Origin of the sequence: Aquitalea sp., assembly GCF_030150775.1 — a bacterium.
Lineage (GTDB): Bacteria > Pseudomonadota > Gammaproteobacteria > Burkholderiales > Chromobacteriaceae > Aquitalea > Aquitalea denitrificans.
The window spans coordinates 28,387-45,871 of record NZ_JASLFG010000057.1 but is presented as its reverse complement, the minus strand read 5'-3'; the positions used below and the strand labels follow the sequence as shown (position 1 = coordinate 45,871).

21 protein-coding genes are annotated in these 17,485 nt (G+C 59.8%); 13 read left to right on the top strand and 8 right to left on the bottom strand.

Annotated features, from left to right (window positions below; all coding sequences use genetic code 11):
• Positions 1–10 precede the first annotated feature (10 nt).
• Positions 11–997 carry an MBL fold metallo-hydrolase gene (locus tag QVF59_RS19290; protein ID WP_287881981.1) on the bottom strand — a complete coding sequence of 329 codons (987 nt, stop codon included), beginning with the start codon at positions 995–997 and terminating at the stop codon, positions 11–13.
• Positions 998–1,154: 157 nt separating this feature from the next.
• Between QVF59_RS19290 and QVF59_RS19285 the strand changes: the two genes are divergently transcribed.
• Positions 1,155–2,045, top strand: a complete 891-nt coding sequence (locus tag QVF59_RS19285; protein ID WP_197715460.1) for a LysR family transcriptional regulator — start codon at positions 1,155–1,157, stop codon at positions 2,043–2,045.
• 47 nt (positions 2,046–2,092) lie between these two features.
• On the opposite strand, the gene thiE is transcribed toward QVF59_RS19285, so the two are convergent.
• On the bottom strand, positions 2,093–2,707 hold the full coding sequence (gene thiE / locus QVF59_RS19280) for a thiamine phosphate synthase (protein ID WP_287881978.1): 615 nt from the start codon (positions 2,705–2,707) through the stop codon (positions 2,093–2,095).
• Positions 2,694–3,533 carry a bifunctional hydroxymethylpyrimidine kinase/phosphomethylpyrimidine kinase gene (thiD, locus tag QVF59_RS19275; protein WP_159880921.1) on the bottom strand — a complete coding sequence of 280 codons (840 nt, stop codon included), beginning with the start codon at positions 3,531–3,533 and terminating at the stop codon, positions 2,694–2,696. Before thiD ends, thiE begins: the two co-directional genes overlap by 14 nt.
• Before the next feature lie 73 nt (positions 3,534–3,606).
• Between thiD and QVF59_RS19270 the strand changes: the two genes are divergently transcribed.
• The 6 genes from QVF59_RS19270 to QVF59_RS19245 all read left to right on the top strand — a co-directional run bounded on the left by QVF59_RS19270 (position 3,607) and on the right by QVF59_RS19245 (position 9,998).
• Positions 3,607–3,771: a rubredoxin gene (locus QVF59_RS19270; protein ID WP_045845915.1), complete on the top strand. Its 165-nt coding sequence runs from the start codon at positions 3,607–3,609 to the stop codon at positions 3,769–3,771.
• 53 nt (positions 3,772–3,824) lie between these two features.
• Positions 3,825–4,643 carry a M48 family metallopeptidase gene (locus QVF59_RS19265; RefSeq protein ID WP_287881972.1) on the top strand — a complete coding sequence of 273 codons (819 nt, stop codon included), beginning with the start codon at positions 3,825–3,827 and terminating at the stop codon, positions 4,641–4,643.
• Between the two features lie 56 nt (positions 4,644–4,699).
• A complete protein-coding gene (locus tag QVF59_RS19260) occupies positions 4,700–5,128 on the top strand; it encodes a CopD family protein (protein WP_287881971.1) in 429 nt (142 codons plus the stop codon).
• Between the two features lie 54 nt (positions 5,129–5,182).
• Positions 5,183–5,653, top strand: coding sequence for a CYTH domain-containing protein (locus QVF59_RS19255; RefSeq protein ID WP_287881969.1), 471 nt, complete (start codon positions 5,183–5,185; stop codon positions 5,651–5,653).
• Positions 5,654–5,799: 146 nt separating this feature from the next.
• The gene (hemL, locus tag QVF59_RS19250; protein ID WP_287881967.1) at positions 5,800–7,077 is read left to right on the top strand and encodes a glutamate-1-semialdehyde 2,1-aminomutase; all 1,278 of its coding nucleotides are present in this window, start codon (positions 5,800–5,802) and stop codon (positions 7,075–7,077) included.
• A gap of 173 nt (positions 7,078–7,250) precedes the next feature.
• The gene (locus tag QVF59_RS19245) at positions 7,251–9,998 is read left to right on the top strand and encodes a DEAD/DEAH box helicase (protein ID WP_287881965.1); all 2,748 of its coding nucleotides are present in this window, start codon (positions 7,251–7,253) and stop codon (positions 9,996–9,998) included.
• 49 nt (positions 9,999–10,047) lie between these two features.
• Here QVF59_RS19245 and QVF59_RS19240 read toward each other — a convergent pair whose 3' ends face one another.
• The 5 genes from QVF59_RS19240 to lptM all read right to left on the bottom strand — a co-directional run bounded on the left by QVF59_RS19240 (position 10,048) and on the right by lptM (position 12,950).
• On the bottom strand, positions 10,048–10,416 hold the full coding sequence (locus QVF59_RS19240) for a CZB domain-containing protein (RefSeq protein WP_159880493.1): 369 nt from the start codon (positions 10,414–10,416) through the stop codon (positions 10,048–10,050).
• Between the two features lie 270 nt (positions 10,417–10,686).
• Positions 10,687–11,082 carry a VOC family protein gene (locus tag QVF59_RS19235; RefSeq protein ID WP_287881962.1) on the bottom strand — a complete coding sequence of 132 codons (396 nt, stop codon included), beginning with the start codon at positions 11,080–11,082 and terminating at the stop codon, positions 10,687–10,689.
• On the bottom strand, positions 11,079–11,342 hold the full coding sequence (locus tag QVF59_RS19230) for a nucleotidyltransferase family protein (protein WP_159880491.1): 264 nt from the start codon (positions 11,340–11,342) through the stop codon (positions 11,079–11,081). The genes QVF59_RS19235 and QVF59_RS19230 overlap by 4 nt, the downstream gene beginning before the upstream one ends.
• A 189-nt stretch (positions 11,343–11,531) precedes the next feature.
• Positions 11,532–12,632: a pyridoxal phosphate-dependent aminotransferase gene (locus tag QVF59_RS19225; protein ID WP_159880489.1), complete on the bottom strand. Its 1,101-nt coding sequence runs from the start codon at positions 12,630–12,632 to the stop codon at positions 11,532–11,534.
• Positions 12,633–12,806: 174 nt separating this feature from the next.
• Entirely contained in the window at positions 12,807–12,950 is a 144-nt protein-coding gene (gene lptM, locus QVF59_RS19220; protein ID WP_159880487.1) for an LPS translocon maturation chaperone LptM, read from the bottom strand.
• A gap of 63 nt (positions 12,951–13,013) precedes the next feature.
• Here lptM and cyaY point away from each other — a divergent pair, with 63 nt between their 5' ends.
• The 6 genes from cyaY (at position 13,014) to QVF59_RS19190 (ending at position 17,483) form a co-directional block, all read left to right on the top strand.
• On the top strand, positions 13,014–13,334 hold the full coding sequence (cyaY, locus tag QVF59_RS19215) for an iron donor protein CyaY (RefSeq protein WP_287881958.1): 321 nt from the start codon (positions 13,014–13,016) through the stop codon (positions 13,332–13,334).
• Positions 13,331–13,750: a YqaA family protein gene (locus QVF59_RS19210; RefSeq protein WP_159880919.1), complete on the top strand. Its 420-nt coding sequence runs from the start codon at positions 13,331–13,333 to the stop codon at positions 13,748–13,750. The genes cyaY and QVF59_RS19210 overlap by 4 nt, the downstream gene beginning before the upstream one ends.
• Positions 13,751–13,821: 71 nt before the next feature.
• Positions 13,822–14,613 (top strand): 16S rRNA (adenine(1518)-N(6)/adenine(1519)-N(6))-dimethyltransferase RsmA, encoded by a 792-nt coding sequence (gene rsmA, locus QVF59_RS19205; protein WP_287881956.1) that lies wholly within the window; start codon positions 13,822–13,824, stop codon positions 14,611–14,613.
• A gap of 315 nt (positions 14,614–14,928) precedes the next feature.
• Positions 14,929–15,828, top strand: a complete 900-nt coding sequence (locus QVF59_RS19200; RefSeq protein ID WP_159880481.1) for a glutamate/aspartate ABC transporter substrate-binding protein — start codon at positions 14,929–14,931, stop codon at positions 15,826–15,828.
• Between the two features lie 240 nt (positions 15,829–16,068).
• Positions 16,069–16,812, top strand: a complete 744-nt coding sequence (locus QVF59_RS19195; RefSeq protein WP_159880479.1) for an amino acid ABC transporter permease — start codon at positions 16,069–16,071, stop codon at positions 16,810–16,812.
• Positions 16,812–17,483, top strand: coding sequence for an ABC transporter permease subunit (locus QVF59_RS19190; protein WP_159880477.1), 672 nt, complete (start codon positions 16,812–16,814; stop codon positions 17,481–17,483). The genes QVF59_RS19195 and QVF59_RS19190 overlap by 1 nt, the downstream gene beginning before the upstream one ends.
• The last annotated feature ends 2 nt before the right edge of the window (positions 17,484–17,485 follow it).

Here is a 17,485-nt window from a genome sequence, read left to right as displayed (position 1 = left end):
CATGCCATGCTTACGGTTTGGTAGCCTGCCACACGGCAATACCCTGACTCCCAGCCTGCAGCGGAATTTCAAACTGCATCAAATCCTCGCCTATCACAAAAGGGCCATCGTAATTTGCTTGCACCTGTTTGGCGATGTCCGCAACGGAAACCTCCCCATTCAGACCGATATGACTGAAGACTGCCAATGTGGGTCGCGCTTCCCGCAAGACCCGGGCGGCATCCAACGGAGAGGAAAGATGGCCAAAAATGGCCTTGTATGCCGGGTTGGATTGCAACAAGGCATCCGATGTCAAAGAAATACAATGCACTAGCAAATCCACACCTTTGGCCTGCTTGACTACCTCAGGGCTATAGCGGGTATCCCCGGAGAGCACCACAACATGACCTTGATATTCAATGCGATACCCAAATGAAGGCTTGATATTGACGCCATGATCATTATCAAAGGCATAAACCCGCACGCCACCCTCGTCATACACCAAACCTGCTGTTTCATCATGAGCCTGGATCATGACCCCATCCATAGGGGTGCCCTCATCTTTCACTCGGGTAGCAATATCGGTTGCATAAGCCTGTTGCAAGCCCTGCGCCAGCGCTTCCGTTCCAGTGGGGCCATAAAGCTTCATCGGTGAAGTACGGCGGCCATAGGCCGGTTGTAACCAGCCCGTCAGCCAAAAATCAGGTAAACCGACAGTATGATCGGAATGAAAATGAGTCAGGAAAAAAGCATTGATGCGCCCTAGCGGAATATGCAATTGCCACAGCCGCGTGCTGGCACTGCGACCAAAATCAAAAACCAGTTTCTGGTTTCCTGCCTCCACTAAAGTGCTATAACCCGCACGCGCCATTTGTGGCACTGGCGTCCCGGTACCCAGTAAGCTTACTCGAAAAATCTTACCATCCTGATCCGCCGTAAGCTCACTGGCCTGTGCCACCAGTGCTGATATGGCAAAAACAGCAGCAAGCAAACCTTTGGCAAAAGTAGCAAATTTCATTTTGGCCTCATCCGCTAGTTGTTTAGAAAGAAATGAGTTTAATTTGAAATTTTTTCAGCATAAATAATTAAATTTTCTATAATATCGAAACCAATAGTTTCTAATTAAGCGATATTACAGACTTTTGTAAGGCAAAAATGTGGACAGATTGACGAGCATGACCGCTTTTGTCAGGGCAGTTGAGGAAGGGTCATTTACCAAGGCGGCAGACAAGCTGGAAATCACGGCCCAAATGGTAGGCAAGCATGTACGGGCTCTGGAGCAATGGACCGGCACCCGGCTCATGAACAAAACCACCAGGCAGCAAAGCCTAACTGAAACCGGCAACCTGTTTTACCAACGCTGCAAAACTATCCTGGGTGAAATCGCAGCCACAAAAGCGATTGTAGAGGAAATGCAGGCCGAACCACGCGGACGTCTGAAGCTGGCAGCACCCTTGAGTTTTGGTCAATGCTTACTGGTGCCCATGTTGCCCTCTTTTCTGCAGGCCCATCCTCATATTGAAATGGATCTGTACCTGAGCAACCGCTTTGTGGACTTGGTAGAAGAAGGATTCGATGCTGTGATTCGCGTACAGTCGCCTGGTGATGAGCAATTTGTCGCCAAGCCACTGGGGGAGCAGCAGCTCTGTTTGTGCGCCGCCCCTTCTTACCTGGAAAAATACGGAAAACCAGTCCATCCTGTGGAGCTCAAACATCACCAATGTCTGCATGGCAACTGGGGAGGCAATGAAACCTGGTCGTTTCAAGGCCCGGATGGAACACACCACATCAAGATCTCCAGCCGGTTGAAAATAAACAACTGGCCTGCCTTGTTTTCTGCCGCGCTACATGGTGGCGGTATCAGCCTGCAACCTATTCATATGCTGCAACAAGCCCTGGCACAGCACGAACTAGTGCCACTGCTGGAGGACTACACCATTCCTGCCATACGGCTTTACCTATTCTTCCCGCCAGCCAGACAACAAACCCTTAAACTGCGATGCTTTGCCGATGCTTTGCAAAAATATCTGCAAACCAGAGCAATCCATGCGGCACCCGCACCGTAGAAGCAGCAGCGTGACGGATAGCGGGGGCAGCAGTAAAAAAATGGCCATTAATTGAACAATGCCGCCATCTGGCTGGCCGCCGCTGCCGGGTCGGGGGCATCAAACAGGCCGCCAATCACCGCAATGGCACTGGCACCGGCGGCCACCACTTCGGCGGCATTGTCCGGGGTGATGCCGCCAATGGCGACGGATGGCAGGCCCAGCTTTTTTGCTGCGGCAAACAGCGACAGCGGTGCTGCCACTGCATGCGGTTTGGTGCGGGAGGGAAACACCGCGCCAAAGGCCACATAGCTGGCACCGTCGCGTGCGGCCTGTTCGGCCAGGCGGATGTCGTTGTAGCAGGACACGCCGATGATGGCATCCGGCCCCAGTATTGCGCGGGCATCGGCTACCGAGCCGTCGGTCTTGCCCAGGTGCACGCCATCGGCCTGTACCGCGCGGGCCAGGGTGACATCGTCGTTGATCAGGAACAGCACGCGGCGGCTCTTGCACAGGCTGGCCAGCAGGCTGGCCTGGCGCAGGCGGCGCACGGTGTTGTCGCTCTTGTTGCGGTATTGCAGGATGGCCACACCGTTATCCAGCACGCGGCTGACCTTGGCCAGTAATTGCTCGCTGTCTTCTGCCTCCGGCGATACCGCATACAAGCCCTTAATCACTGTCACCTTCTGCTCCTTCTTCTTCGCGGGCCCAGAACATCCGGTCCGGGATGTATTGGCCCATGCCGGGGCGGAAACCCGCCACCAGGCTTTGATAGGTATATTCCTGTGCTTCGCGCACTGCTTCGGGCAGCATCAGCCCGGTGGCCAGCATGCCGGCAATGGCCGAGGCCAGCGTGCAGCCCGAGCCGTGATAGCTGGCAGGCAGCCGCTCCCAGCGGTCGGCACGTACTATGCCGTTGGGACTGTACAGACTGTTTATGACTTCTTTGGTATTTTCGTGCGTACCGGTAATCAATACATGCGGGCAGCCCAGTGCCAGCAGGCGTTTGGCACACTCGTCCAGGCTCAGTTCCTCGTCTTCGTCCGGGTCGTTCATCGCCAGCCGGCGTGCTTCCATGCTGTTGGGGGTGATGATGGACACCTGCGGAATCAGCAAGTCGCGCATGGCGGCAATCAGGTCGTCATCGGCCAGCTCGTGGCCGCCGCCGCTGCGCAGCACCGGGTCCAGCACCACGGGTACATCCGGATAGTCGGCAATCAGCTGGGCCACCACGGCCACGTTTTCTACGCTGCCCAGCATGCCGATCTTGAACACCAGCACTGGAATGTCTTCCAGCAGGAAGCGCGCCTGGTCGTTCACCATGTCGGCATCCAGCACCATGAAGTCGTCCACGCCCACCGTATCCTGCACGGTAATGGCGGTAATTACGGACAAGGGGTGGCAACCCAGGCTGGCCAGGGTGAGAATGTCGGCCTGGATGCCGGCGCCGCCGGAAGGGTCGGAACCAGCCAGGGTGAGTACTGCTGGTGGAGGGGGCAATGTGGACAAGGCGGTAACCTCTTTGGTCAGATCGTGCGGCAGCAATTAGAATGCCTATTTTAACCGAGCTTGGAACAAACGTATGCGCACCTGGATGTGTCTGATTTGCGGTTTCATCTACGACGAGGAAGCCGGGCGGCCGGAAGACGGCATCGCGCCGGGAACTCCGTGGGAAGATGTCCCGCCCAACTGGACCTGTCCCGATTGCGATGCCCGCAAGGACGATTTCGAAATGGTGGAAATCTGAGCTGGCGGCACGCATGCACTTCACGGCATTAAGGCCGTGGCAAGGAATGTGGCATGAATCAAGTTTGCAGAAAAGTCTTTTCCCACGCAGCCCTGCTGTTGGCACTGGCCGGCTGCGCCCAGGTCAACACCACCAATAGCGGTGTGGTGGGCATCAACCGTAGCCAGAGCATGTGGCTGAGTGCACAGGAAGTGGAGCAGTCCTCGGCCAAATCCTACGCTGGCCAGGTCAGCCAGGCGCGCAGCGCGGGCAAACTCAATACCGACAAAGTACTCACCGCCCGGGTAAAACGGGTGGCGCAGCGGCTGATTGCCCAGACGCCGGTGTTCCGCCCGGATGCCGCCAAATGGAAATGGGAAGTCAATGTGGCGCAGACGCAGGAGCTGAACGCCTACGCCATGGCCGGCGGCAAGATCATGGTGTATTCCGGCCTGGTGACGCGCTTGCAGCTGACGGACGATGAAATGGCGGCCGTCATCGGCCATGAAATTGCCCATGCGCTGCGCGAGCACAGCCGCGAAACCCTGAGCCAGGCCTATGCCCAGCAGATGGGCTTGTCGGTGGTGGGCACGCTGGCCGGGCTGAACCAGAGCCAGCTGAACCTGGCCGGCATGGTGACCGATGTCACGCTGAGCAAGCCGCATAGCCGCACCATGGAATCCGAAGCCGACATCATCGGCCTGGAGCTGATGGCGCGCGCCGGTTACAACCCCAATGCCGCCGTCAATGTGTGGAACAAGATGATGAGTGCCGGTGGCGGCAGCGGGCCGGAGTTTTTGTCCACCCACCCTTCGGGGCCCACGCGCATCAGCGATTTGCAGGCACATATCCCGCAAGTCATGCCGCTTTACTTGCAAGCCAGGCGTGGTTGAACCTGGTGTTTCACGTGAAACGTCGTGTGGCACCGGCTACATGGCATGCAGTCTGAATGGAGTCTGAATTGGCTTACCTGTATCTGAAGGCTTTTCACATCATTTTTGTCACCTCGTGGTTTGCCGGGCTGTTTTATTTGCCGCGCATCTTCGTCAACCTGGCCATGGCTGCACCGGGTGCCGAGTACGACCGCCTGCTGCTGATGGCGCGCAAGCTCTACCGCTTCACCACGCCGCTGGCGGCGCTGGCGCTGGCGCTGGGCCTGGTGCTGTGGCTGGGCTTTGGCATTGCCGGTGGCTGGCTGCATGCCAAGCTCACCCTGGTGGCACTGCTGATTGCCTATCACCTGTACTGCGGCAAGCTGTATCGCGACTTTGTTGCCGGTGCCAATCGCCACAGCCATGTGTGGTATCGCTATTTCAACGAAATCCCTGTGCTGGTGCTGTGCGCGGTGGTGATTCTGGTGGTGGTGAAACCCTTCTGAATACATTTAGCTCAAGCATGAGCCGGGCCATGCGCCCGCAACAGGAAAACAAACATGGGACTGGAAATCGAACGTCGTTTTGTTATCGCCAATGATGGCTGGCGCGGTCTGGCAGAAGGCGTGCAATACCGCCAGGGTTATCTGTCGGTAGAGAAAGAACGCACCGTGCGGGTGCGTATCGTGGGCGATCAGGCCTGGCTCACCCTCAAGGGCAATATCAGCGACATCAGCCGCCACGAGTTCGAATACACCATTCCGCTGGGCGATGCCCAGACCATCATGGACGCCATGTGCCCGATGGTGGTGGACAAGCTGCGCCACCGTATCGAGTTTGGTGGCTTTGTCTGGGAAGTGGACGAGTTCTTCGGTGAAAACGCCGGGCTGGTGCTGGCGGAAATCGAGCTGCCAGCGGAAGACACCCCGTTTGCCAAGCCGGACTGGGTGGGCGCGGAAGTCACCCAAGACGGGCGTTATACCAATGCCTATCTGTCCAAGAAGCCCTACACCAGCTGGCCGCAGCGCTGAAATGCCAACACTGGCCAGCCCGGCTGTGGAAAAATAACGCTTTCGCCAGCATGGATACCGCACGGCGCATGCCCTGCGCCACTGGCAAACCCGATTCCGGCAGCAAACCAGACTGGTTTGCGCCCTACCCGTCATAAGGAAACAGCATGTCCCGCAATCTCGAACTGTTTGAACGTGGCAAGAAAACCATCCCCGGTGGTGTCAATTCGCCGGTACGGGCCTTCGGCTCGGTAGGCGGCACGCCGCGCTTTGTGAAAAAGGCGCTGGGCGCACACTTCTGGGATGCCGACGACAAACAGTACATCGACTACATCGGCTCCTGGGGCCCGGCCATCGTCGGCCACGCCCACCCCACCGTGATCAAGGCGGTGCAGGATGTGGCGGTGGATGGCCTGTCCTTTGGCGCGCCCACCGAAGCGGAAATCGAGATTGCCGAGGAAATCTGCAAGCTGCTGCCCTCGGTCGAGCAAGTACGTCTGGTGTCCTCCGGTACCGAAGCCACCATGAGCGCCATCCGTCTGGCACGTGGCTTTACCGGCCGTGACGCCATCGTAAAGTTTGAAGGCTGCTACCATGGTCACTCCGACAGCCTGCTGGTGAAGGCCGGTTCCGGCCTGCTCACCTTTGGTAATCCTTCTTCCGGTGGTGTTCCGGCCGACTTCACCAAGCACACCCTGGTGCTGGAGTACAACAACGTCGAGCAGCTGGAACGGACGTTCAAGGAAATCGGCGACCAGATTGCCTGCGTCATCCTGGAGCCGATCGCCGGCAATATGAACCTGATCAAGCCGTCGGCAGAATTCGTGCACGCCCTGCGCGCCCTCACCGAAAAACACGGCACGGTGCTGATCTACGACGAAGTGATGACCGGTTTCCGCGTGGATCTGGGCTGCGCCCAGGCCCTGCACGGCGTCAAGCCGGACCTCACCACCCTGGGCAAGGTGATTGGCGGCGGCATGCCGCTGGCTGCTTTCGGTGGCCGTGCTGACATCATGGGCTGCATCTCGCCGCTGGGTAATGTGTATCAGGCCGGCACTCTGTCCGGTAACCCGGTGGCCGTGGCCGCTGGCCTCACCACGCTGAAGCTGATCCAGGAACCGGGCTTCCACGCCACCCTCAGCCGCCGTACCGCCCGTCTGGCACAAGGCCTGGCTGAAGCCGCCAAAGAGGCGGGTGTCAGCATGGTCACCGACAGCGTGGGCGGCATGTTCGGCATCTACTTCTGCGATGCCGTACCCACCAGCTATGCCCAGGTGACCGCCTCGGACCGCGAACGCTTCAACCGCTTCTTCCACGCCATGCTGGAAGAAGGCGTGTACCTGGCCCCGTCGGCCTACGAAGCCGGTTTTGTTTCCATCGCCCATACCGACGAAATCATCGAACAGACCATCGCCGCCGCCCGCCGCGCACTGGCGCGCATCTGAGCGCAGGTCGCAGGTGCAAGGGCGGCTGCTTTGCAAGCGCCCGACAGCCCAACCGTCCACCCTTGGTGGGCGGTTTTTGTTTGTCCGTACCGCTTGGCAAACTGCCATCAACAGCGGGTCTGAGGCACAATAGCCCAGCCCAAACAAACCGCCGTTTTCCTGTTTCCCTGCTGATGAATACCACCTCCTCCCAGCGCCTGGCCTGGCGCATTCTGGCCAATGAAGCCGGTATCCACCTCACCCCCTGTATCCAGCAGCCAGAAGGCGCTGGCTGGAGCCGTGGCCGCGTGCTGCCGCTGGGGCGCTTGCTGGATCAGGCCGCGCAGTGGGACTGGCTCAGCGCGCAGGACCGCTTGGTGATAAGCCAGCTTGAACGTACCCATCAGCTGACTGATGGCAGCAGCCTGGCCGAGCTGGAGGGCGAAGCCGCCCTGCCGCTGCTGCTGGGTCATCCGGCCTTGTTCTGGGAAGAACAGCCCGATCAGCCGGTCACGCTGGAAGCGGGCCAGATCAGCCTGCTGTTGCACAAGCAGCAACAGCAGATGGTGTTGCAACTCAGTCCGCCCGGCATTGCTGCCTGCCAGCATTGCCTGTGGCAGCGCAGCGGGCTGAACAGCTTGCTGGTGTACTGGCCGGGGCCGGAAATCCGCCAGCTGGCCGCGCTGCTGGGCCATCGCCTGAGCGTGCCCTTGGCCGCGCGCAAGAAACTGCTGGAAGCCATCGGCGACATGGTGCCGTGGCTGCCGGTCGAGCTGGTGGAGGCGGATGATGGCGCCGACCTGCCCGCCATGCCGGCCGACCCGCGGCTGTTTGCCGTTCTCACCCCGCTGCCCGAGGGACTGCGCCTGCAACTGCGCTGCCGGGTGGCGGAACAAGCCGCCTGGTATCCGCCGGGGCGCGGGCCATGGCAGCAGGTGGCGCTGGAACAGGGCCAGGCTATCCGCTTTCAGCGTCAGTTGGGCGAGGAAAAACAGGCACTGGCGGCCTTGCTGGAAGATTGCCCGGCATTGGCGGCGGCAAGGCCCGACCCGGATGGCGTGCTGCAATGGCTGCTGGCCAATCAGCAACAGGCCTTGCAAGTGGTACAGCAGTTGCAGCAATTGCAGGCCATTGCCCCGCAGCGGCTGGAATGTGTCTGGCCGCAAGGCCAGCGCATGCGCATCCAGGCCCAGGCCGGCTTGCCCCAGCTGCGGCTGAAAACCAAACGCAAGAATGGCTGGCTGGAAGTCACGGGTGAAGTGCAGGTGGATGAAGACCGGGTGCTGCAATTGCGTCAGTTGCTGGAAGCGCTGGCCAATCAGCCCGGTCAGTACCTGCGCCTGTCCGAGCAGGACTGGCTGGTGCTGTCCGACAGTCTGCAAGCCAGGTTGCAGCAATTGGCCCGGCTGGCCGATCACGCCATGACTGACGGTTTGTGCCTCAGCCTGCTGGCCGCCCCGCTGCTGGCCGGGCTGAGTGAGGACATCGGCCAGTTTGACGGCGATGCCGGCTGGCGGCAGTTGCAACAAGGCTGGGACAGCCTGCGCACCTTTCAAGCTGAGGTCCCAGCCACGCTGCAAGCCAGCTTGCGGCCTTATCAGTTGCAAGGCTTTGCCTGGTTGTCCCGGCTGGCGCATATCGGTGCCGGGGCCTGCCTGGCCGACGACATGGGGCTGGGCAAGACGGTACAGACGCTGGCGCTGTTGCTCAGTCGTGCGCATCTGGGCCCGCAACTGGTGGTGGCACCCACCTCGGTGGCGCTCAACTGGTTGGCCGAGGCCGCCCGCTTTGCCCCCAGCCTGCGCTTGCGCCCTTATCAACAGCAGCGCGACTTATCCACAGTCGGGCCGCAGGATCTGGTGATTGCCAGTTACGGCCTGCTGCAATTGCAGGCGGACGATTTTGCCGATGTGCACTGGGCCAGCGTGGTGCTGGACGAGGCACAGGCCATCAAGAATGCGGCTACCAAACGTGCGCAGGCGGCACAAAGCCTGTGGGCGGATTTCCGCCTGGCTGCCAGCGGCACGCCGGTGGAAAACCATCTGGGCGAGTTGTGGAGCCTGTTCCGCTTCATCACTCCCGGCCTGCTGGGTAATGAGGAGCGCTTCCAGCAGCGCTTTGCCCAGCCGATTGCCGAAGGTGATGAAGAAGCCCGCGCCACGCTCAAGGCGCTGATCCAGCCTTATCTGTTACGTCGTACCAAGGCCGAGGTGCTGACCGAGCTGCCACCGCGTACTGACATTACCCGCCGCATTGCGTTGTCCGAGCAGGAATTGCATGTCTACGAAGCCATGCGTCAGCAGGCGCTGCAAAAGCTGGCCGAGGTGGACAGCCAGGATAAGAAGACCATGCAGGTGCTGGCCGAACTGACCCGCTTGCGCCGCTTCTGCTGTCACCCGGCCTTGCTGCAAGCGGACACCGCCCTGCCCGCCAGCAAGTTTGCCTTTTTCTGCCAGTTGATGACCGAGCTGCTGGACAACGGCCACAAGGCGCTGGTGTTCAGCCAGTTTGTCGATCATCTGGCGCTGGCGCGGCAGTGGCTGGATGAGCAAGGCATTGCCTACCAGTACCTGGACGGTGCCACACCGGGCAAGCAGCGCAAGGCACGCATGGATGCGTTTCAGGCTGGCGAGGGGGATGTTTTCCTGATCAGCCTGAAAGCCGGCGGCACCGGGCTGAACTTGACGGCGGCCGACTACGTGATTCATCTGGACCCATGGTGGAACCCGGCAGTGGAAGACCAGGCCAGCGACCGCGCCTACCGCATGGGCCAGCAACGGCCAGTCACCGTGTACCGGCTGGTGGCGGAAAACACCATCGAGGAAAAAATCGTCGCCCTGCATGCGGAAAAACGCGCACTGGCCGACAGCCTGCTGGAAGGCGGCGATCTGGCAGCCAGACTGGATGGCGAGGCGCTACTGGCGCTGTTGCAGTCGTTCTGACCCCAGGGGTGCGACGCCATTCTGTCAGCAGCCTCAAGCGCTAGGGCCGCTAGTGGCTGAACTGCTGGAACAGGTGCTTGCGCAGTTCGGCAATGCCGCTGCCCACGGCAGACGACAAGCGGCTGTAGTGTGATGGCCCGACCGCCAGTGCTTCGCTGGCGGCATCGAACTGGCCCTGGTTGATGAGTGTGGCCACCCGCGCTGCTTCCAGATGGAAGTCGCGATGGTTTTCCACCAACTGTTGGAACACCGCATACTGACAGCAATTGACACGGCCCTCCTCCTGCAGCCAACGCCCCAGTTCACAGCCGCAGTCATCGGCAATCTGCGCGCAATCCAGCTGTCTGCCCTCCAGCATGGCCATGCGCAGTTCCTGCTTCATTTCAAAATGCAGCAGCAGGGCATCTTCAAGATTCATGCCTATTTCTCCGCAATCACGACCCCCGAGCTGTCAATATAGACAGGGAGAATCCATCAATGCCAGCCCGGTTTCAAGTCCTGTAGGCACTTAGCGATACCAGGGCTGGCTGGTGGTGCGTAGCTGCTGCTGCCGCTTGGCCGCGACTGTCCGGGTTACCTGCATGAAGCCATCCAGCGGGATTGCCGACGGCCAGTCAGCCGTGGAGATTTACCATTGCTGCAGACGGTAGGCGCGGTGCATGGCGTGTGCTTTTTGAATCCTGCGTGTTCAAGGTGTGACCGGGCTGCATAACTCCAGCAGCATGCCATCCGGGCAACGCAGGAAAGATACCGTCTGGCCCCAGGGTTTGACTTGTGGTGCCGCCAGTTCGCTGGCACCGGCAGCCAGTGCGGCCTGGTGTGCCGCCATCACGTCATCAGTAGCCAGGGCGATTTCCACCCCCAGCGGCAGTGCGCCATCATCGGCAAAGCGAAAACCCTGTGGATGATTGCCAAGCGCCAGCGCCTTGCTGGCAAAGGACAGGGTGGTGTCGCCGGTGTCCAGCTCGCCATAGTCGCCTTCCGGGGTGAGAAAGCGGCGGGAAAAGCCGAATGCCGTTTCAAAAAATGCCAGCGAACCGGCAACATCCGCCACATAAACAATGGTGTAGGCAAATTTCATCATGCTTCCTTTCCTGAGGTGGTGCGAGGTAGCTGTTCCCGCGCCAGTGCGATGACCTTGGCGATGGCCTGCCGTGCCTGCGGGCTGTTATGCCAACAGCTGGAGCCAATTGCCTGCGCCACTTGCCAGGTGATGTTGGCGGCGTCTTGGTCCGCCAGCTGGCTCAGGCTGCTGAAGCCTATCTGTTCCAGCCGGGCGATGACTGTCGGGCCAACACCCTTGAGTGCAAGCAGTTGCTGGCGTTCCTGAGCGGTAAACGGCATGGGTGTGCTCCTGCTGGATTATTTATGATATGTGGATTGATGGATGGTTCGCGGGCACCAAGGTTCCACAGCAGGACCATGAAATTGGCTAGTAGAAAGCGAGGGCATGTGCATGGGTTTGGACGCAAAAAAGCCACCGGCTGGCGGTGGCTGTGGGCGGTCAATGCAAGGCAGGTAGCAGCGCAGGCACTAATCGAGCTGACCGGCCAGCGCAGCCAGTACACGGGCGCTGGTGGCCTGCGGATGGGCAGTGATGCGCAGCATGTGGCGCACGGCCGGGTGCTGCGGGCGGTGAATGGCGATGCCGCTTTGCAGCAGATGGCGCTGGATGGCCTCGGCCTGCTGCGCATCCGGATAGGCGACGCAGACAAAGTTGGTGTGCGATGGCAGCGGGGTCAGGCCCTGATCGTACAAGGCATGGCTGAGGTGATGGCGCAGGGTGATGGTCTGTGCCACCAGTTTGCGCGAGTAGTCCGGGTCGTCCAGCACGATTTGTGCCGCGGTCTGGGCAATGCTGGACAGCGCATATTGCGGGCGGATCTGGTCGGCCTTGGCGATGATGTCGGCGCTGGCAATGGCATAGCCCACGCGCAGACCGGCCAGTGCATAGGCCTTGGACAGGGTGCGCAGGCGCAGGGTGTGCGGCAGGATGCCGGCGGGGGGCGCATCGGCGGCATCGGTACAGAAATCGACATAGGCCTCGTCCAGCAGCAGCAGGGTGTGCGGTGGCAGTGCGGCGCGCAAGGAGCAGATATCCTCGGCTTGCCAGTAATGGCCGGTGGGATTGTCGGGGTTGGCCAGATACAGTACCGAGGCATGCTCGGCGCGGGCTACTTCGGCCAGCCGGGCCAGATCAGGTCGCATGTGCTGACCACGCTGGCAATAGGGCACTTCCAGCACGCGTGCGCCCACACCCTCGGCAAAGTAGCGGAAGCTGGGATAGGTGCCAGCGGTGGTGACCACGGCGTCGCCAGGGTTGCAGGTCAGTCGCAATGCCAGCAGGATCAGGCTATCGGCACCGGTATCGAACAGCACTTCCGCCGGGCTCACACCGTTAAGCTTTGCTGCCCGTTCACGCAGTGCGTGGGCGTAAGGATCGGGATACAGCCTGGCCATTTCCGCCAGGACCTTGCCCAGTTCACCCGCCAGTGGCGACACCGGGTCCGGCAGGCTTTCATTGGAGCCGATACGGGTCTTGATGCGATGCCCGAGTGCGGTTTCCAGTTTCACGATACCGGGAAAGGGATTGACGATGGTGTGGTGTTCCAGATGGCGGGCAAAACGGGTCATGGCAGCTTTTCGTCCTTCGGGCAGCGTATTCTGGATGAAGACCGGCTGGTGACAAATCACCAGATCAGCTAACGATAGTATCCCGCCGGGCCAGCGCGGCACGCGGGCCACGCAGTGTAGCGGCAAACCCGCCAGCCGACGGATCCGGCCGGGTAAAAAGCGGAAAAACCGTTGTTACTGGGCCGGGCGCGCCTGCGCCGCCGGGGCCGAAGCATGGGTATGGGCCCCTTCCTGCTTGGGCAGGAAAAGATTGCCTTTATAGCCACAGGCAGTCACGACAAGGCTCAGGGCAAGGCAGGTCAGCATGGTTCGCAGCATAAAAGGCAGTCCGATGTGGCAAAATCCTGAGTCTAGCACACCGCAATTCAAGGAAGAGACGACATGAACGAAAGCGAATTTCTGGATGTGACCGATCGTATTTTCAGCCGCATCGAAGATGCCATTGACGACGCCGGTCTGGATGCCGACTTCGTTACCAATGGCAATGTACTGGAAATCGAGTTCGACGATGGCAGCAAGATCGTGGTGAACCGCCATGCCGCCAATCAGGAGCTGTGGATAGCCGCCAAGAGCGGTGGTTATCATTTTGCTCACAAGGACGGCCAGTGGTTGGCGGTACGGGATGGTGCCGAATTCTTTACCACGCTGCGCGCCGCCATTGGCGAAGCCTGTGGCCAGCCTGGCCTGGAACTGGACATCTGATGGATGCCGTCTGGCTGGCGCTGGGCGGACTGGCGGTATCGGCATTTACCTCGGCCACCATTTTGCCGGGCAATTCGGAAGTGGTGCTGGCGGCCTTCCTCTACAAATGGCCGGACTGGCTGTGGCCAGCTTTGCTGCTGGCTACGCTGGCCAACAGCGCCGGCAGCATCACCAGTCTGTGGCTGGGGCGCCGCGCCCCGCGCAAGGAATTATCACCGAGGCTGGAGGGCTGGTTTGCCCGTTATGGTCCGGCGGTATTGCTGCTGTCCTGGGTGCCGTTGATTGGCGACGCCCTGCCGCTGGCGGCCGGCTGGCTGCGGCTGCCGTGGCTGGCCAGCATTGTCTGGCTGACCGCAGGCAAGGCCCTGCGTTATCTGGTACTGGCCTGGGGTGTGCTGGCATTTGCCCACGGCTGAGCAGAAACAAGGGGTTGGCACACGCTGGCGGGTAAGGTTTACAATTCAGGCAATTCTTCTCTCGAGCTTCCATGAGCCAACATATTCCCCGCAAACGCTTTGGCCAGAATTTCCTGCAAGACGCCAGCGTGATTGAAAACATCGTGCATGCGGTGAACCCGCAGCCGGACGATGTAGTGATCGAAATCGGCCCCGGTCTGGGTGCCATTACCAAGCCGCTGCTGGACCGCCTGCGCCACCTGCATGTGGCGGAGATCGACCGCGACATCATTGCCCGGCTGAAAAAGGAATTCCCGCCCGAGCGCCTGACCATCCACGAAGGTGATGCACTCAAGTTCGATTTCGGCTCCATTACCGATGGCGCGTTCAAGATTGTCGGCAACCTGCCCTACAACATTTCTACCCCGCTACTGTTTCACCTGGCCAGCTTTGGCCAGCGCGTTACCGACATGCACTTCATGTTGCAAAAGGAAGTGGTGGACCGCATGCTGGCTGAGCCTTCCACGACAGATTTTGGCCGGCTGACAGTGATGTTGCAGTACCGCTTTGAAATGGAACTGGTGCTCAATGTGCCGCCGGGTGCATTCTGGCCGCCGCCGAAGGTGGATTCCGCCGTGGTGCGCATGATTCCGGCGCCGGGACGCTGTGGTGTGGCCAAGGATGAACGGCAGCTGGAAGAGCTGGTGACCAAGGCCTTTTCGCAGCGGCGCAAGACCTTGCGCAATAATCTGAAGGGCGTGCTGGAACTGGCCGATTTCGAAGCCCTGGGCATAGACCCGGGCCTGCGGCCGGAAAACCTGCAGGTGGAAGACTTTGTCCGCATGGCCAACCAGCTGTCTGGTAGAACTGTCGCAACAAGTTGACAAAGGGGCTGCTGCAAGCAGCCCTTGTTGCAGTGCCACTTGCATTACTGCGGTCACTGGCAGCAGAATCGCAAACTTTTCACCCCCGGCCAAAACGGGGGGAAAACACAGGGAGAGCCGCCCATCACAAGAGGCGGTGACTGTAAGCAGGATGTCTACGATGGACTGACGGGATGGCAAACGGGGGTTTGCCGGCAGTGCCCGCAAGTCAGGACTGGATCCTGTTGCTGGTAAATCCAGCCTATAACAGCAGCAGTGCCTGCGGCCTTCAGGCTGAGGGCAGTGAATCTATCAAGGACCCCAGGAGAAACCAATATGAAGCTTTGCACCCGTCTCATCTCTGCAGCAACCCTGGCCGCTCTGGCCAGCACCCCGGCCATGGCTGCCGAACTGACCGGCACCCTGAAGAAAATCAAGGAATCCGGCGTCATCGTGCTGGGCAACCGTGATGCATCCATCCCTTTCTCCTACTACGACAATAACCAGAAGCCGGTGGGCTACTCGGTAGACCTGGCCAACAAGGTTGTCGAAGAAGTGAAGAAAGAGCTGAAAATGCCGAACCTGCAGGTCAAGTACAATCTGGTGACCTCGCAAACCCGTATTCCGCTGGTACAGAACGGTACTGTCGATCTGGAATGTGGCTCCACCACCAATAACGTAGAGCGCCAGAAGCAAGTGGCTTTCTCGGTGGGCATTTTTGAAATCGGCACCCGTCTGCTGACTGCCAAGACTTCCGGCGTGAAAGACTTTGCCGACCTCAAGGGCAAGAACGTGGTAACCACCGCCGGTACCACTTCCGAGCGCCTGCTCAAGGCTATGAATGCCGACAAGCAGATGGGCATGAACATCATTTCTGCCAAGGACCATGGCGAATCCTTCCTGATGCTGGAATCCGGCCGTGCCGTCGCCTTCATGATGGACGACGCCCTGCTGTACGGTGAAATGGCCAAGGCCAAGAACCCGGCGGGCTGGGTGGTGACCGGCAAGCCGCAGTCCTTCGAAATCTACGGCTGCATGCTGCGCAAGGACGACGCTGCCTTTAAGAAGGTGGTGGACGATGCCATCAAGGCCACCTACAAGTCCGGCGAAGTAAACAAGATTTACGCCAAGTGGTTCACCAGCCCGGTTCCGCCCAAGGGCCTGAACCTGAACTTCCCGATGTCCGAAGTGGTGAAGGAACTGATCGCCAAGCCGACCGACAAGGCCGCCGAATAAGCGATCCCTCCCTGTAGTGCAGATGCATGAGCCGGCCTGGGCCGGCTCAATTGCTATCTGCCTGTCCCCCTGTTCTGCTTATGGCTATAACGGCAGCACGGGGGCGGCAGCTTTGCATCTGCATTTTCTGCCTGCAGGCTGCAGGCAGGGACTTCATCCCTCAGTCCTGCCTTCCCGGCTTGGGAAGGCGTGTGGCTGTCGGCAGCAGGCATGTGTGCCTGCTTGCATCAGGAGAAAAACATGAATTATCACTGGGACTGGGGCATTTTCTTTAAGTCCACCGGTGTCGGCAGCGAAATCTACCTGAACTGGTTTGTGTCCGGTCTGGGTTGGACCATTGCCGTGGCGCTGGCGGGCTGGATCATCGCCCTGCTGCTCGGTTCGGTGCTGGGCGTGATGCGCACCTTGCCGGGCAAGCTGCTGCCCACCATCGCCACCACCTATGTCGAGTTGTTCCGCAACGTACCGCTGTTGGTGCAGCTGTTCATCTGGTACTTCCTGGTACCGGATTTGCTGCCCACGCCGCTGGAAATGTGGTTCAAGCAGGGCATCAGCCCGGCGACCTCTGCCTATCTGTCAGTGGTGGTCTGCCTGGGTCTGTTTACTGCTGCACGGGTGTGCGAACAGGTGCGCACCGGCATTCAGGCGCTGCCGCGCGGCCAGAACAATGCCGCTCAGGCCATGGGTTTCACCACGGTACAGACTTACCGCTTTGTGCTGTTGCCGCAGGCCTTCCGCATCATCATTCCGCCGCTTACCAGCGAGTTCCTGAACATTTTCAAGAACTCCTCGGTGGCGTCCTTGATCGGTCTGATGGAGCTGCTGGCCCAAACCAAGCAGACCGCCGAGTTTTCCGCCAACATCTTTGAAGCCTTCACTCTGGCAACGCTGATCTACTTTGTTCTCAACATGAGCCTGATGGGTTTCATGGCCTGGGTGGAAAAGCGGGTACGCATTCCCGGCATGATGGGAGGTAGCAAATAATGGCCCTCGATTTCAGTCAGATCATTCCCGCCCTGCCCGGCCTTGCCGATGGCATGGTGCTCACCCTCAAGCTGCTGCTGCTGGCGGTGACTGGCGGTGTGGTGCTGGGTACCCTGCTGGCACTGGCACGCCTGTCGGACAACCTGGTGCTGTCACGGCTGGCCAAGTGGTACGTCAATTATTTCCGTTCCATCCCCTTGCTGCTGGTCATCTCCTGGTTCTATCTGGTGGTGCCGATGGTACTGAGCTGGATTACCGGCGATTTGACGCCGGTCGGTGCATTCACCTCCTGCCTGGTGGCTTTCGTGATGTTCGAGGCGGCGTATTTCTCTGAGATCGTCCGCGCCGGCATCCAGTCCATTTCGCGCGGGCAGATCAATGCCGCCTATGCACTGGGCATGACTTACAGCCAGGCCATGCGGCTGGTAATCCTGCCGCAGGCCTTCCGCAAAATGATGCCGCTGCTGTTACAGCAAAGTATCATCCTGTTCCAGGACACCTCGCTGGTGTATGCGGTAGGCTTGATGGACTTTCTCAACACCGCCCGTTCCAAGGGCGATGTCGTGGGGTTGCCGCATGAATTCCTGCTGTTTGCCGGAGCGGTATACTTCGTGATCAGTTTTGGCGCGTCGCAATGCGTGAAGCGTCTGCAAAAAAGGTTGGCGGTATGAGC